The following is a 14,109-nucleotide window of genomic DNA, read 5'->3' as shown; positions in this document are numbered from 1 at the left end:
TCTCTCACGCACCGCGATGGGGTCTATTGAGGTCAAGCTCCACCAGGCGTCTTGCCAGGCGCAGCAAGCGAAATAACTTGACCAAGGCGGTATCGCTCAAACCGGGCGCCTGCTGGCCATTACCGTGTAGCAGCACCGGCAAGTGGGCAGCCAGACGCTCATCGTCAGGCTCTGGCACAGCGATAGGCTGACCGCTTAGTGCCCTCAACAAGTGCGTGACGGCACGTGCTGCTACTGGCATGCTTTCCTGCCATTCAGCGCAACGGAACCCGATACCATCGCAGCTCGCCTGCACACAGTCAGCCACGCCCGCCTCGTCGGCGATTTCTCGTGCGAATTGTTCAATGTGGATTCGCAGCCGATCGGGTGCGTCCAACCCCGTGTCGATGTACCAGACATCCGAAATCGGATACAACCCACCGGCTTGCACAGGAATGGATTGCAGCACGTTGGCCGCAAATTCGGGCGGTATCGCATCCCCCAACTGGTCGGCCACCATGCGCTGAATAGACTGCAGCCGTTCGGTCGTGGGAGCTGTCGAGATGATATGTTCCCGCAGACGCTCGGAGTCATCGATACCATCGGTGTTAGCGTCGTTAGCACCCACGATGGCTTCGCGAGGCGGCGAATTCACCGCAGGTGGGCTGACAGGCGGCGCACTGAGTGGCGCAGAGACCGTGGGCGGTGTTTCAACAGTCGAGGACGGCGCTGCCGTGGGTACGGATAATGTCGTAAGCGAACCTTCGGGTGTTGGCTCGCTCGCCAAGGCGCGCTGACGACTGTTTGAGTCATTCAGATCCAGGCTCAAAACGTCATAGTCCACACCCAGCAGGTCAGACATTTGTCCAATCAACTCGTCCTGCACGCGTTGCCAGGAAAACTCCTCCACCTGCGTATCGAATTGGGTCAGCACGTCCTGAAAGAAACTCTCAAAATCCAGTGATACCGCCCTGCCTTTTGTATGCGGCTCCCAGATACGCTCACAGGACTTGCGCATGACGGCAAGCCGCTCGATCTGGTGACGGCCCAGTCCGGCATAAAGCACGGTCGGGATGGCCGGCAGCAGATAGCGTACAGCATCGGACATGCGGCTGATGTGGGATTGCTGCACGGGATAACCGTCGGCGGCCAGGCGGCGCGCAAGTTCGGATTGGTTCAGCGCTGTGCCACTTTCCTGTTCGTAGAACTCGCGAGCTTTTTCCACACCGAGCGCGCGCTCGATAAACGTCAGGCCACCGCGCAACTCGTTTTCGGCTAGGTGTCCCGTCAAGGCGATGATCTCGCCCCGCTCTGGCCAAGGCCGAAACAGGCAAGAAATGCGGAAAAAACGTTCGTCCTTGGTTTCTGACCACAGTTCGCGCAGAATCGCCAAGCGGGTATTACCACCGTTGCGGATGATGTAGTGCTCTGCGCCCAGTCGCCGGGTAATGGCGGGGGATGCGTCCAGCCCACGTTCTCGAATAGAGGCCTTGATCTCATCGTACGCGGAATTGCGCTTCATGCGCGGATCGTGATCATAGGGACGCAGCTGATCCAAAGTGACGATCATGGGGGTATCGGCGATCGGGTCGCTCAATGCAGAGGCAGAGGAGCTGTTGCGCTCAAAGCCCGCGGCCAGCAACTTGGTTGCCATATCCTGGGAAGTTATGTCAGCCATGGCCTGTCCCCCGCTGAAGGTTTTCAAGGATTGGGCGGCATTGCCGGCCAGCGCGCCGAATCTGGGCCTGCGCATTGAGACTGGCTCGATGGTCGCTTGCCGTCGTGCTGGTGTAGATCGGCGCGTATCCCGCCTTAGTGAATTTGAGATGGCCGCCTGATGTTCGCTTCACGTGCCAGCCTTCAGCAATGGCAAAATCAATCAGAGCACGCAGCCGCTTATGGCCACGTGCTAACTCATGCGCGTTGGCCATGGCGTGCGCTCCCTGGTTGATGCGGGTGCTGCGGGCGGCCCGAGACGCGGGCCAAAGGCTCTTTCCACAACGGAAAAAGTTCAATGGCAAGCGATCGCATGGTCTCAAGTGCGGCGGGTGCCACGCGACCTGTCGGCTGTCGGTATTCGATGCGATGCACGGGCAGGCCCCGTGTCGCGGCGCGGGGATAGGCTTCGATGGCAGGCACGTCCGTGCCCAGCACACGAAGGCCAACTTGTCCCTGGAATAAATCGCGAAGCGCCTGCTGGATCAGACGGGCGTTTGACGACACAGGATGTACCCGGTTGATGAGCAGCTGCAAAGGCGGCGGCTCAATGCCCAGGTGCCGATACGGCGCGATATCCTCAATCAACTGTATGGTCCCGCGCCGTAATTCGCGTGCGGCCAGGATTTCGGGGGTAACCGGCGACAGCGCTAAGTCGGAAGCGAGCACGGCCATCTCCAGCATCACACTGCGCGCGCCCTGCGTATCGATGAGCACCAGGTCATAGAGCGGCGCCAGCACCGGTAATAGATGGCGCAGCCGTAAGCGTCCATCGGCCGCATGCAGCAATAGTGTGTTCAGTTCGCCCCGGTCATCGTTGGACACCACCAAGTCCAGACCAGCGATAACGGTGCGAGACACCAACTGCTCGATACGCTGCTCGTTGAAGGCGAGCAGCTCGTAGGTGCCACCGGCGGCACGATGTGCCAGCTCGTAATAGGACGACAGCGTGGGCTGGATGTCAAAATCAAGCAGCAGCACGCGCAGGCCCGCATCGGCGACGAACCCGCCCAGGTTGGCGGCGGTGGTTGTCTTTCCCACGCCGCCTTTGGTAGAAATGATGGATACAACCTGCATGGCGCTCTCCGTGTGGGTGTGAAAATGTGAGGGAGAGCGGTTACGCCCGGTTATCGAGGCGTTCGGTGATCCACTGGTCGATTTCAACTGAATCCCAGCCGACCGCGCGCACCCCGAGGCGCAAGGCCTTCGGAAACTGGCCTTTCTTCATCAGGTTGTAGATATGGGCGCGCTTAAAGCCCGTTTTGGCTTCAACTTCTTCGCGTCGTAAAATGCGGCGTTCGCCCGGGGGCAAGGCAGGTGTCTGCGACATAGGGTCACTCCTTAACGCTTGGTAGCGCTTGTTGGCGTAACCTCTATTCAATCGAAACGGGTGTGGAAGTACATTGCAAATGCAGTTTCGGAGACTGCAGATACAAGCTGGCAGCGCTCAGCTGTTTGCGCTACGCAGCCTGCGTTTTGCGCTGGCAAACTTGCCGTTCAAGGTTCGTTCCGTGATCCCCATGACACTCTGGTGATGCGCCACCAGGGCGCTCACCACGGCTTCCTGAGTCCTGAAACTGGAGTAGGCCTTGCCTGCGGGTGACGTCCCCAGCATCAGCGTCAGCATTCCACCGATGATGTTCAGGTACGTTGCTTCAGCCCTGTCGGAAATGTTACCTTGACTACAGGCTGAGATCACCACCGATTGCTTAAGAAAGCTTTCATGCTGTTCCCGAAGCGCGTGCATCTGGCGGCGGCATTGCTCAAGCTCGGCTTTCATGGCCTGTCGCTCGATCAGCATGGCCTGGCCCGCCTCCAACGTGATGAAGGGATGCGCAATGCGCTCGCTGCGACTGAAAAGGAACCTAGGGCGATGCTCTGGGTAATGGATGCGTATCCAACGCTTCAAATCGATATGACGAATAGTCAGCTCGGTCGAATCAAACAGCGATTCATCATTTAACGTGACGCCGTTTTGTCCATAAGGCAATTCCCGGTGGATGACGGCATCGTAGATACGATCCATGCATAATAGAAGATCGTCCCACCGGGGATAATCGAGCGTTCGCGGTAAATTTCTTGGCGACGAGATGGCAGACAGGATTTCCTGCTCGTGTCCCAATAGGCCCACCCAGCGAATGGCTGCTTCGATGGGGCGATAGAAAACCATGGATGTTGAGGGATTCTCATGCATGTCTCCGTCTCCTTGTGGGAGTGCTACATCACCGACTCTTCTGCTGTACGAGCGCCTTTGTAAAAGCCTTGAGAACTGACATCAGGTCCGCCGATCGCCGGTAGCGATCACGCGCTTGATGTGCGAAAATTCGATGGTTCTGATTGGCCACCTCACAAGCTCCAGCGTTAACCCGTTACTCGTACATACTGGCCAGCGTCATGGTTTTTACCTGCCCCTACAAGTCTCAATAGGTCTTAGGTGTTCTACCGACGGTCTAAGCAGACGGCATCACTGATACATATTTTTCGCCATGCCAAGGAACACTAGGGGAAGCGCCGGTCGCCTAAGACCCATCCGGAATCCTGAGAGACCAATTTTGCAACTAGGATTCTGTTCCGGCAATCTGAATACTCCTAGTTAGCCGCGTCGTACTTCAAGTAGCGGGTTGTAGGCGGCGGACCGGATATCGGTCGAATTGAATAACAATCAGTGAGAGAAGCGCGCACGCGGATGTCTAGGGTGCTGACGTACGAACCGCGTCAGTTCGACTTAGATACGCCGGCTATGGCGCAATGCGGCTGAGCGCCAGGACTCGTCAAGCTGGAGTCCTAGCGCTTGCAGAAGCAAGACGTGGCGAGTAAAAGTGGCCCAAACCACGATGACCTCAGCTTAATTATTTAATGCCGCCAAGGCCATCTGTGTCCTATCAATGTGGCCTCATACCATCATCTCGACCGCTGTGGCATTCTCCATTTGCGAGAGCGTCGTGAAGGGTGAGACGGGCCATTGCATAGCGTAGAGCGTGTCACGCACCAAGCCAACGAGATAATCTAGGTTACGCACGGTGATGGCCTCAATTGGCGAACGCCCCCCCAGCGACTCATGCGCCTCTGTTAATACGTGGTAAATCTGCCAGGCGTCGATGTCGGGTGGGGTTGAGGCGAGCACACTTTGGACCAGCCGCCGCTTGAGTGGGTCCAACTGCCAATCGGGTACGCGTAAGCCACGATGGCCCATACTAAGCGCGAGCAGATTGCGCGCCTGGATTTCATAACTGATCCAGCGCCTGGACTTACCCACTAACGTCGCGTAGTCAACAACACGCAGGTGGTGGGCGGCCTCGAACAGATCGAGCAGCTTCATTCGTTCGTGCTGCAGAGGTGACGGCTGAGGTTTGGCATAGTCCGGCACCTCCACTGCGGGCAAACGCTGGGCTGACTCCGGCACGATGGGCATATCGGGTGTTGCTGGGGCCACGATGAGCGTTGGCGTATTCGGATTGATGATGGGACGATGCGTCACGGCCTGGCCGGCAATGGTGGGCAAGCCTTGCAGCGTAATGGTCAGGTGCATGCTGGCCGCCTGGACGTGGTTCTGCTCGAATAGATCAAGTCGATCGGCCCAGTCCTGCATCATGACACGCCGTTGTTCTACGTACTCGGCGTGATTATAGGTGGCACTGATCCTATCCGGGTCGGCATGCGAGAGCTGAGCATCGACCCATTTCTTGAGGTATCCCAGCTCGTTGAGTGCCGTGGAGATCGTTGCGCGAATGCCATGCCCAGTCAGTCGGTCCTCGTACCCCATGCGCTTGAGTGCGTGGTTCAGCGTGTTTTCGCTCACTGGCCTGAGTAGGAATCTCGCTCCTGGCAACAGGTACACCTGAGCTGGTTTGAACTGCGCCAGCAGGTAACGAACGATTTCCTGGGCCTGCACGGACAACGGGACGATATAAGGCGGAATGTCGGACATCCGCTTGCGATTCTTTTTCGTGAGCATCTTACGCTGCTTCAGACGCACCACAGGGATGATCCAGAGGCCCCGGTCCAGATCGAACTGATCGGGTGTGGCATATCGTAATTCTCCCGTGCGCACCCCAGTCAGCATCAGCAGCCGCAAACCCAGTTGAGTCGTGAGCCGACCCCGGTACTTGCGCAGCGTTTGCAGCATAACTGGCAGCTCGGCCATGCGCAGGAAGGGGTTGTGGTCGACCGGGGGCAACGGCAACGCCACCACATCCAGATCAGCGGCCGGATTTTCCTTTATCCCCGTAACGACCACCTTGATGTAGGAAAAAAGTTGATTCAACCACGTGCGCAATTTCTCGGCCACCGACAGCGAACCCCGCGCCTCGACCTTGCCGATGATATCCAACAGGTGAGCCTGTGTGATCTCATGGACGGTCAGATTGCCCAGCACAGGAAAAACGTTCGCCTTGAATACCCGTTGAATCTGATCATAGCTGCCTTGGCGGCACTCATCGAGCGAAAGCTGACGATGAGCGAGCCACTTTTTATAGACCGCCATAAACGTATCGGCACCGGCCAAGACGATCGCTTGGCGCTTTCTTTTACGCTCGTTGCGAGGATTAATGCCCTTGGCCAACAAGGCCCTGGCCTCGTCGCGCAGGTCTCTGGCCTCGCGCAGCGACACCTCGGGGTAGGTCCCCAGGGAAAAGCGTTGACGCTTGCCGACATAGTAGTAACGAAAGTGCCACGCTTTTCGCCCCTGAACGGGAACAAAGAGATACAGACCATCGAAATCCGCAATGCTGCGGTCTTTACCCGTCGCCGTAGCTTTACGGACAGTCAGATCGGACAGAGCCATGGTGCCAACTCCTGAAGCGGGGAAGTTGGACTTATGCTGATCTCACCTGATGTTTGCGCCCATCAACAATCCGGCACCGGGTACATACGTATTGATGTACCCAATAATGTACCCATTCAGAGGCGCTGTAGGGAGCTTTCCATGGATGTCAGTGGAACATCCAGATTAGAATAACTTCCCAACAATCAATGACTTATAGAACCTAATGGCCATTGACGGAACACCGTGGAATGTTGACGTGGAGCGGGTGATGGGAATCGAACCCACGCTTGAGGCTTGGGAAGCCGCCGTTCTACCATTGAACTACACCCGCATCGACCGCAATCGATTGATTCGCAAGGATTTACGGTAGAATGATGGGCTCATCCAAAACCCTTGCAGCCCGATATTTTACCAGTATTTTGAACCTCCCCAAATCCTACCCGCCCATCGTGACCGCGACGCATCCGTCGGGCAGCGGCCACATCCGCAGCTTCGTCCACCGTCGCGCCCACATCACCCCCAGCCAGGAGCAGGCGCTCGCCCAATGGCTGCCGCGCTGGTCGATCCCCTACCAATCCCGGCCGGTGGACCTGGCCCAGGCCTTCGGCCGCGAGGCGCCGGTGATCCTCGAGATCGGCTTTGGCATGGGCGAGACCACGCAGCAGATCGCCCAGGCCCGGCCGGGTGATGATTTCCTCGGCGTCGAGGTGTTCAACGCGGGGGTGGGCGCGCTGCTCAAGCGCATCGAGGAACACGGCCTGGGCAACATCCGCATCATCCAGCACGACGCGGTCGAGGTGCTGCACGACATGATCGCGCCGGGGTCGCTGGCCGGCGCCCACATCTATTTTCCCGATCCCTGGCCGAAAAAGCGCCACCACAAGCGCCGCCTGATCCAGCCGCGCTTCGTCGCCCTGCTGGCCAGCCGCCTGGCGCCGGGCGCCTACGTCCATTGCGCCACCGATTGGGAACACTACGCGCAGCAGATGCTCGAGGTGCTGTCGGCCGAACCGATGCTGCGCAACACTTGCGCGGATTTCGCGCCGCGCCCGGACTATCGGCCGCTGACCAAATTCGAGAACCGCGGCCTGCGTCTGGGCCACGGCGTCTGGGACCTGATTTTCACTCGCCGCGCGGACGCGGCGCCCGCACACCACCGCGAACCCTAGGAGGCCTGATGTATCCCGCGATCGAACCCTACGCCCACGGCCACATGGACGCCGGCCACGGCCATCAGGTCTACTGGGAACTGTGCGGCAACCCCGACGGCCGGCCGGTGGTGTTCCTGCACGGCGGCCCGGGCGCGGGCTGTTCGCCGGCCCACCGGCGGCTGTTCGACCCGGAACGCTACAAGATCCTGCTGTTCGATCAACGCGGCTGCGGGCGCTCCACGCCCTCGGCCTGCATCGAGCACAACACGACCTGGGACCTGGTCGCCGACATCGAGCGCCTGCGCAGCGAGGTCCTGGGCGCTGGCCAGATGGTGGTCTTCGGGGGCTCCTGGGGCTCGACGCTGGCGCTGGCCTATGCGCAGGCGCACCCGGACCGGGTGCGCGCCCTGATCGTGCGCGGGATCTTCCTGCTGCGCCGCGCGGAACTGCTGTGGTTCTACCAGGAAGGCGCCTCGTGGCTGTTTCCCGACCTGTGGGAACAGTACCAGGCGCCCATCCCCGAGGCCGAGCGCGGCGACATGATGGCCGCCTATCGCCTGCGCCTGACGGGCGAGGACCCGCAGGCGCGGCTGGCCGCCGCCCATGCCTGGACGCAATGGGAGAGCAACACCATCACCTTGCTGCCCGATGCGGCGCACCAGCAGGCGCACACCGGGGACGCGGCGGCGCTGGCGTTCGCCCGCATCGAGAACCACTATTTCGTCAACGCCGGCTTCATGGACGAGGGCCAGCTGTTGCGCGATGCGCACCGGCTCGCCGGGATTCCCGGGGTGATCGTCCAGGGCCGCTACGACGTCTGCACGCCGGCGCGCTCGGCCTGGGAACTGCACAAGGCCTGGCCCGGCGCTGATTTTCACCTGGTTCCCGATGCCGGCCACGCCTTCGACGAACCCGGCATCCTCGCGCAGCTGCTGGCGGCCACCGACCGGTACGCGCGCGAACCGCATCGATAGCCATGGGCCGGGCCCCGATAGCTGCGGACCCGGCGCCGGACACTGTTAATATGACTTCCATGAGCATGAACATCGTACTGAACGGACAAGCCACCCGGCTGGACGCGGTGCGCACCGTGCACGACCTCGTCGCGCATCTGGGCTACCAGGGCAAGCGCATCGCGGTCGAGCGCAATGGCGACATCGTGCCCAGGACCCAGCATCCCGAGACGCATCTGGCCGAGGGCGATCGCATCGAAATCGTCGTTGCCGTGGGCGGCGGCTGAGGCCGCGCCGCCACGTCGGACCTAGCGAAAGCCGCCGAAACCGCCCCGGCCCATCCCCTTGATGCCGCCCATGGCCCGCATCATCTTGGCCATGCCGCCTTTCTTCATCTGCTTCATCATGCCCTGCATCTGCTCGAACTGCTTGAGCAGGCGGTTGACCTCTTGCACGGGCACGCCCGCGCCGGCGGCGATGCGGCGCTTGCGCGAGGCCTTGATGAGTTCGGGCTTGGCGCGCTCGAGCGGGGTCATGGAATTGAGGATGCCCTCGGTGCGGCCTAATTGTTTGTCGGCCTGGCCGCCCTGGATCTGCGAGGCGGCCTGGGCGAATTGCGCCGGCAGTTTTTCCAGCAGCGAGCCCATGTCGCCCAGTTTTTTCACCTGCTGCAGCTGATCGCGGAAATCGTTGAGGTCGAAGCGATCGCCGGACTTGAGCTTTGCGGCCAGTTTCTGCGCCTCGGCGGCGTCGATGTTGCGCTGGGCCTGCTCGACCAGCGAGACGATGTCGCCCATGCCGAGGATGCGCTGGGCCATGCGCTCGGGGTGGAAAGGCTCGAGGCCGTCGAGCTTTTCCGAGACGCCGACGAACTTCAGGGGCTTGCCGGTGATGTGGCGCACCGACAGGGCCGCGCCGCCGCGGGCGTCGCCGTCGAGCTTGGTCATGACCACGCCGGTCAGCGGCAGCGCCTCGGAGAATGCGCGGGCGACGTTGACCGCATCCTGGCCCTGCATGGCATCGACCACGAACAGGGTCTCGACGGGATCGAGCAGCGCATGCAGCGCGCTGATCTCGGCCATCATGGCCTCGTCGATCCCCAGGCGGCCGGCGGTGTCGACCAGCAGCACGTCGTAGTGATGGCGGCGCGCGTGATCCAAGGCCTGCCGGGCGATGTCCTCGGGCTTCTGCGAGGGATCGGTGGGCAGGAAATCCACGCCGACCTGGGCGGCGACGGTGCGCAGCTGGTCGATGGCCGCGGGGCGGTAGACGTCGGCGCTGACCAGCAGGACTTTCTTGCGGCCGGTCTTGCGGCCATGCTGGATGTGCTCGCCCTCGGCGAGCCACTTGGCGAGCTTGCCGCTGGTGGTGGTTTTCCCCGCGCCCTGCAGGCCGGCCATCAGGATCACGGCGGGCGGCTGCGCGGCCAGGGACAATTCGCCCGCCTCGGCGCCCAGGTCGCCGCCCATCAGCGCGGTCAGTTCCTTGTGCACGACGCCGACCAGGGCCTGGCCGGGATTGAGGCTGCCGGCGACCTCCTGGCCCAGGGCGCGGTCCTTGACGCGGGCGACGAAATCGCGCACCACCGGCAGGGCCACGTCGGCCTCCAGCAGGGCCATGCGCACCTCGCGCAGCATCTCCTGGGTGTTGGCCTCGGTCAGGCGCGCCTCGCCGCGCATGGTCTTGACGATGCGGGACAGGCGATTGGTGAGGTTGTCGAGCATGATGATGGATTCGCTGAAACTGGTTGATCGGGCGGGCAGCGCATAAAATAGGCGTTTTTGAGCGCACGCCGCTCGCCGGACACCCAAGGGGACTATGTCTGCAAGCATTGTATTTCACTTGCTCGCCGCGCTGGCCTACGGCGTGCTGACGGCCGCCCGCTGGCGGCCGCTGGCGCGCGGCCAGGCTGGCCAGCCCAGCAAGGCGATCGGCCGCCTCTGCGTGCTGGGCGCCATCGGGCTGCACGGCGCGGGCATCGCCCTGGCCATCATCGTACCCCAAGGCCTGCACCTGGGCTGGGCGTTGGCCCTGTCCACCGCCGTCTGGCTGGGCATGATCGTCTTCTGGATCGAGAATTTCCTGCTGCGCATCGACAGCGTTCTGCTGCTGCTCCTGCCCGCCGCCGCCGTCACCTGCCTGCTGGCCGCCGCCTTTCCGCAAGGCCACTTGGTGCCGCACGCCAACAACGACTGGCTGCGCACGCACCTGCTGATCGCCATGACGGCCTACGGCCTGATCACCGTGGCCGCGCTGCATGCGATGCTGATGACCGCCCTCGATCGCCAATTGCACCGCCCGGTCCAGGCCGAGGACCGGCGCGACGTCTTTGCCCGCGCCCTCGAGTCCATGCCGCCGCTGCTGGTGCTCGAGCAACTCCTGTTCCGGCTGATCTGGATCGGCTTCGCGGTGCTGACCCTCACGGTGGTCACCGGCATCCAGGTGTCGCTGCGCCTGGGCGGGCCTGCGCTGCCCATGGATCACAAGACCGTCTTTACCCTGCTGTCCTGGGCGACCTTCGGCGTGTTGCTGGCCGGCCGCCACATCAAAGGCTGGCGCGGGCGCACGGCGCTGCGCTGGACGCTTGCCGGGTTCGCATTCCTGCTGCTGTCCTACACCGGCAGCCGCTTCGTCCTCGACGTCATCCTCCAGCGGGGCACGCTTGGCTAAATTACTGATCTGGATCGTCATCATCCTGGGCGTCATGCTGGTCGCGCGCATGGTCACCCACCGCAATGCACGCGAGCGCAGCGCGCCGCCGCCGCGCCCGGAGCGCGACGCGGGCTCGGGCACGGCCCACTCCATGGTGCGCTGCGAGCACTGCCAGATCTATCTGCCGCGCGCTGAGGCCTTCATGAGCCAGGGCAAGACCTGGTGCAGCGCCGAGCACGCGCGCCTGGGCCTGAAGAAATGACTCCACCGGCCCGCGCCGCCGCCGCGGCTGGCGGGACCGCGCTGGCCATCGAGGACTCAGGTTGGCTGGCGCCCGCGGCCGGCGTCCTGCGCCGCCCCTCGCCCAACCACGACGAACGCCCCGGCGGCGAGGATCCCAGCCTGCTGGTGATCCACAACATCAGCCTGCCGCCCGGCGTGTTCCAGGGCGACGCCGTCATCGAATTCTTCCAGAACCGGCTGGATTTCACGGCCCATCCCTGGTTCGAGAACATTCGCGACCTGCGGGTGTCGGCGCATTTCCTGGTCCGCCGCGACGGGACGATCGTGCAGTTCGTGCCGACCACGCTGCGTGCCTGGCATGCGGGGGTCTCCACCTTCCGCGGGCGGGAACGCTGCAACGATTTTTCCATCGGGATTGAACTGGAGGGCACCGACACCCTGCCCTACACGGACGCGCAGTACGCGCGCCTGCAGGCGCTGGCGGCCGCGATCCGGGCGCGCCATCCGATCCAGTGGGTGCAGGGGCACGAGCACATCGCGCCCGGACGCAAGACCGACCCGGGGCCGGCGTTTGATTGGGGACGCTTCGGCCAGGGCCCGGGTTGACCGGCGATCCCCTTGCGAAGATCGCCGGCGCGGCCTGATCAACCCAGCAGCAAAGCATTCATCCGCTTGACGAACGCGGCCGGATCTTTCAGGGCCGCACCCTCGGCCAGCATGGCCTGGTCCAGCAGCAGTTCCGCCCAGTCGCCAAAGGCGGCATCGGGCTGCGCCTCGAGGCGCTTGACCAGCGGATGGCCTGGGTTGACCTCGAGGATCGGCTTGACCTCGGGGGCGTCCTGGCCGGCCGCCTTGAGCATGCGCAGCAGGTGCGGGCTGAGTTCGTGCTCGTCGACCACCACGCAGGCGGGCGAGTCGACCAGGCGGGCCGTGACACGCACGTCCTTGACGCGCTCGCCCAGGGCCGTCTTCAGGCGCTCGATGGTCGGCTTGAAAGCCTCGGCCGCTTCGGCCTGCTGCTTCTTTTCCTCGTCGTCGGCCAGGGCGTCCAGGTCCAGGCCGCCCTTGGCGACCGAGGCCAGGGCCTTGCCGTCGAATTCGCGCAAGTAGGACAGCATCCATTCGTCCACGCGGTCGGACAGCAGCAGGACCTCCAGCCCCTTGCGGCGGAACACTTCCAGGTGCGGACTGTGGGCGGCGGCCGCGTAGGAATCGGCGGTCAGGTAGTAGATCTTGTCCTGGCCGTCCTTCATGCGACCCACGTAGTCCGCCAGGGACACGGCCTGCAGCGGGCTGTCGGACTGGGTCGAGGCAAAACGCAGCAGGCCGGCGATGCGGTCCTTGTTGGCGGCGTCCTCGCCCACGCCTTCCTTGAGCACCTGGCCGAACTGCGTCCAGAACTCGGCATATTCATCGGGCTTGTCCTTGGCCATGTCCTCGAGCAGGCCCAGGATGCGCTTGGCGGATCCTTCGCGGATGGCGCGCACGTCGCGGCTTTCCTGCAGGATCTCGCGCGAGACGTTCAGCGGCAGGTCGGCCGAATCGACCACGCCGCGCACGAAGCGCAGGTAGGCCGGCAGGAGCTGCTCGGCGTCGTCCATGATGAAGACGCGCTTGACGTAGAGCTTGACGCCGCGGCGGGCATCGCGATCCCACAGGTCAAACGGCGCGCGCTTGGGGATGTACAGCAGCTGGGTGTATTCGCTGCGGCCCTCGACGCGGTTGTGGGTCCAGGCCAGCGGGTCCTCGAAATCGTGAGCGACGTGCTTGTAGAATTCCCGGTACTGCTCGTCGGTGATGTCGGCCTTGGCGCGGGTCCACAGGGCGTTGGCCTGGTTGACGGTTTCCCACTCGTCCGTGACGACCTGCTCGGATTTCTCGGCGTCCCATTCCTCCTTGCGCATCTGGATGGGCAGGGAAATGTGGTCGGAATAGCGGCGCAGGATCTCGCGCAGCTTCCAGCCGGACAGGAATTCGTCCTCGTCGGCGCGCAGGGTCAGGGTGACGGTGGTGCCGCGCTCGGCCTGCTCGACGGCGGACACGGAAAACTCGCCCTGGCCGTCGGATTCCCACAGCACGCCCTCGGCGGCCGGCAGGCCGGCGCGGCGGCTGCGCACGGAGACTTTTTCCGCCACGATGAAGGCCGAGTAAAAGCCCACGCCGAACTGGCCGATGAGCTGGGCGTCCTTTTGCTTGTCGCCGGTCAATTGGGAAAAGAATTCACGGGTGCCCGAGCGGGCGATGGTGCCCAGGTTGGCGACGGCCTCGTCGCGCGACAGGCCCACGCCGTTGTCGGCGATGGTGAGGGTGCGCGCGTCCTTGTCGAAGGTCACGCGGATGCGCAGCTCGGTGTCGCCGGCCAGCAGATCGGGGTGGTCGATGGCCTCGAAGCGCAGCTTGTCGCACGCGTCGGACGCGTTGGACACGAGTTCGCGCAGGAAGATTTCCTTGTTGCTGTACAGGGAATGGATCATCAGGTGCAGCAACTGCTTGACTTCGGCCTGGAAGCCCAGGGTCTCGGGCGTTGTCTCGGTTTGGCTCATGGTGCTCTTCATTCAAAGAATCGTCGATGGCAATGCGGATGCGGCGGCCCGCCGTTGAGTCGGCCGGCACGGACCATCATATGGGGGCGCCCCCGCACGCCTTCAAG

At 62.8% G+C, this 14,109-nt stretch carries 14 protein-coding genes and 1 tRNA gene; 6 read left to right on the top strand and 9 right to left on the bottom strand.

From position 1 onward, the window contains the following. Positions 1 to 4: 4 nt before the first annotated feature. The 7 genes from OOZ48_RS03040 to OOZ48_RS03010 form a co-directional block, all read right to left on the bottom strand. Positions 5 to 1,657: a ParB family protein gene (locus OOZ48_RS03040; RefSeq protein WP_269495544.1), complete on the bottom strand. Its 1,653-nt coding sequence runs from the start codon at positions 1,655 to 1,657 to the stop codon at positions 5 to 7. After that, entirely contained in the window at positions 1,650 to 1,910 is a 261-nt protein-coding gene (locus OOZ48_RS03035) for a hypothetical protein (RefSeq protein WP_269495542.1), read from the bottom strand. Before OOZ48_RS03035 ends, OOZ48_RS03040 begins: the two co-directional genes overlap by 8 nt. Then, entirely contained in the window at positions 1,894 to 2,772 is an 879-nt protein-coding gene (locus tag OOZ48_RS03030) for a ParA family protein (RefSeq protein ID WP_269495540.1), read from the bottom strand. The genes OOZ48_RS03035 and OOZ48_RS03030 overlap by 17 nt, the downstream gene beginning before the upstream one ends. A 40-nt stretch (positions 2,773 to 2,812) precedes the next feature. Next, positions 2,813 to 3,025, bottom strand: coding sequence for an AlpA family transcriptional regulator (locus tag OOZ48_RS03025; protein WP_102071001.1), 213 nt, complete (start codon positions 3,023 to 3,025; stop codon positions 2,813 to 2,815). A gap of 117 nt (positions 3,026 to 3,142) precedes the next feature. Continuing rightward, a complete protein-coding gene (locus tag OOZ48_RS03020) occupies positions 3,143 to 3,889 on the bottom strand; it encodes a hypothetical protein (protein ID WP_269495537.1) in 747 nt (248 codons plus the stop codon). 699 nt (positions 3,890 to 4,588) lie between these two features. Next, entirely contained in the window at positions 4,589 to 6,478 is a 1,890-nt protein-coding gene (locus OOZ48_RS03015) for a tyrosine-type recombinase/integrase (RefSeq protein WP_269495535.1), read from the bottom strand. A gap of 239 nt (positions 6,479 to 6,717) precedes the next feature. Continuing rightward, positions 6,718 to 6,791: transfer RNA gene (locus OOZ48_RS03010), tRNA-Gly, on the bottom strand. Between the two features lie 88 nt (positions 6,792 to 6,879). On the opposite strand from OOZ48_RS03010, the gene trmB reads away from it, so the two are divergent. From trmB to thiS, 3 genes are all read left to right on the top strand, one after another. Continuing rightward, on the top strand, positions 6,880 to 7,629 hold the full coding sequence (gene trmB, locus OOZ48_RS03005) for a tRNA (guanosine(46)-N7)-methyltransferase TrmB (protein ID WP_269495534.1): 750 nt from the start codon (positions 6,880 to 6,882) through the stop codon (positions 7,627 to 7,629). Between the two features lie 5 nt (positions 7,630 to 7,634). Beyond that, a complete protein-coding gene (gene pip / locus OOZ48_RS03000) occupies positions 7,635 to 8,585 on the top strand; it encodes a prolyl aminopeptidase (RefSeq protein WP_269496303.1) in 951 nt (316 codons plus the stop codon). Positions 8,586 to 8,650: 65 nt separating this feature from the next. Beyond that, complete coding sequence (gene thiS, locus OOZ48_RS02995; protein WP_269496301.1) at positions 8,651 to 8,851, top strand: sulfur carrier protein ThiS; 201 nt, start codon at positions 8,651 to 8,653, stop codon at positions 8,849 to 8,851. 21 nt (positions 8,852 to 8,872) lie between these two features. Here the strand turns inward: thiS and ffh are convergent, their stop codons facing one another. Next, the gene (ffh, locus tag OOZ48_RS02990) at positions 8,873 to 10,288 is read right to left on the bottom strand and encodes a signal recognition particle protein (RefSeq protein WP_269495533.1); all 1,416 of its coding nucleotides are present in this window, start codon (positions 10,286 to 10,288) and stop codon (positions 8,873 to 8,875) included. A 94-nt stretch (positions 10,289 to 10,382) separates the two neighbouring features. On the opposite strand from ffh, the gene OOZ48_RS02985 reads away from it, so the two are divergent. From OOZ48_RS02985 to ampD, 3 genes are read left to right on the top strand one after another with little or no spacing between them, the layout of a single operon-like run. After that, positions 10,383 to 11,234: a cytochrome C assembly family protein gene (locus OOZ48_RS02985; protein ID WP_269495531.1), complete on the top strand. Its 852-nt coding sequence runs from the start codon at positions 10,383 to 10,385 to the stop codon at positions 11,232 to 11,234. After that, positions 11,227 to 11,478 (top strand): PP0621 family protein, encoded by a 252-nt coding sequence (locus OOZ48_RS02980; protein WP_269495529.1) that lies wholly within the window; start codon positions 11,227 to 11,229, stop codon positions 11,476 to 11,478. The genes OOZ48_RS02985 and OOZ48_RS02980 overlap by 8 nt, the downstream gene beginning before the upstream one ends. Then, positions 11,475 to 12,065 (top strand): 1,6-anhydro-N-acetylmuramyl-L-alanine amidase AmpD, encoded by a 591-nt coding sequence (gene ampD, locus OOZ48_RS02975; protein WP_269495527.1) that lies wholly within the window; start codon positions 11,475 to 11,477, stop codon positions 12,063 to 12,065. Before OOZ48_RS02980 ends, ampD begins: the two co-directional genes overlap by 4 nt. 38 nt (positions 12,066 to 12,103) lie before the next feature. On the opposite strand, the gene htpG is transcribed toward ampD, so the two are convergent. Further along, positions 12,104 to 14,002, bottom strand: a complete 1,899-nt coding sequence (gene htpG / locus OOZ48_RS02970; protein ID WP_269495526.1) for a molecular chaperone HtpG — start codon at positions 14,000 to 14,002, stop codon at positions 12,104 to 12,106. Positions 14,003 to 14,109: the final 107 nt, after the last annotated feature.

It is taken from the genome of Castellaniella sp. S9 (genome assembly GCF_027257175.1).
Taxonomy (GTDB): domain Bacteria; phylum Pseudomonadota; class Gammaproteobacteria; order Burkholderiales; family Burkholderiaceae_B; genus Castellaniella.
Note: the sequence above shows the minus strand (reverse complement) of the source record. Positions and strands in the feature narration are given on the sequence as shown.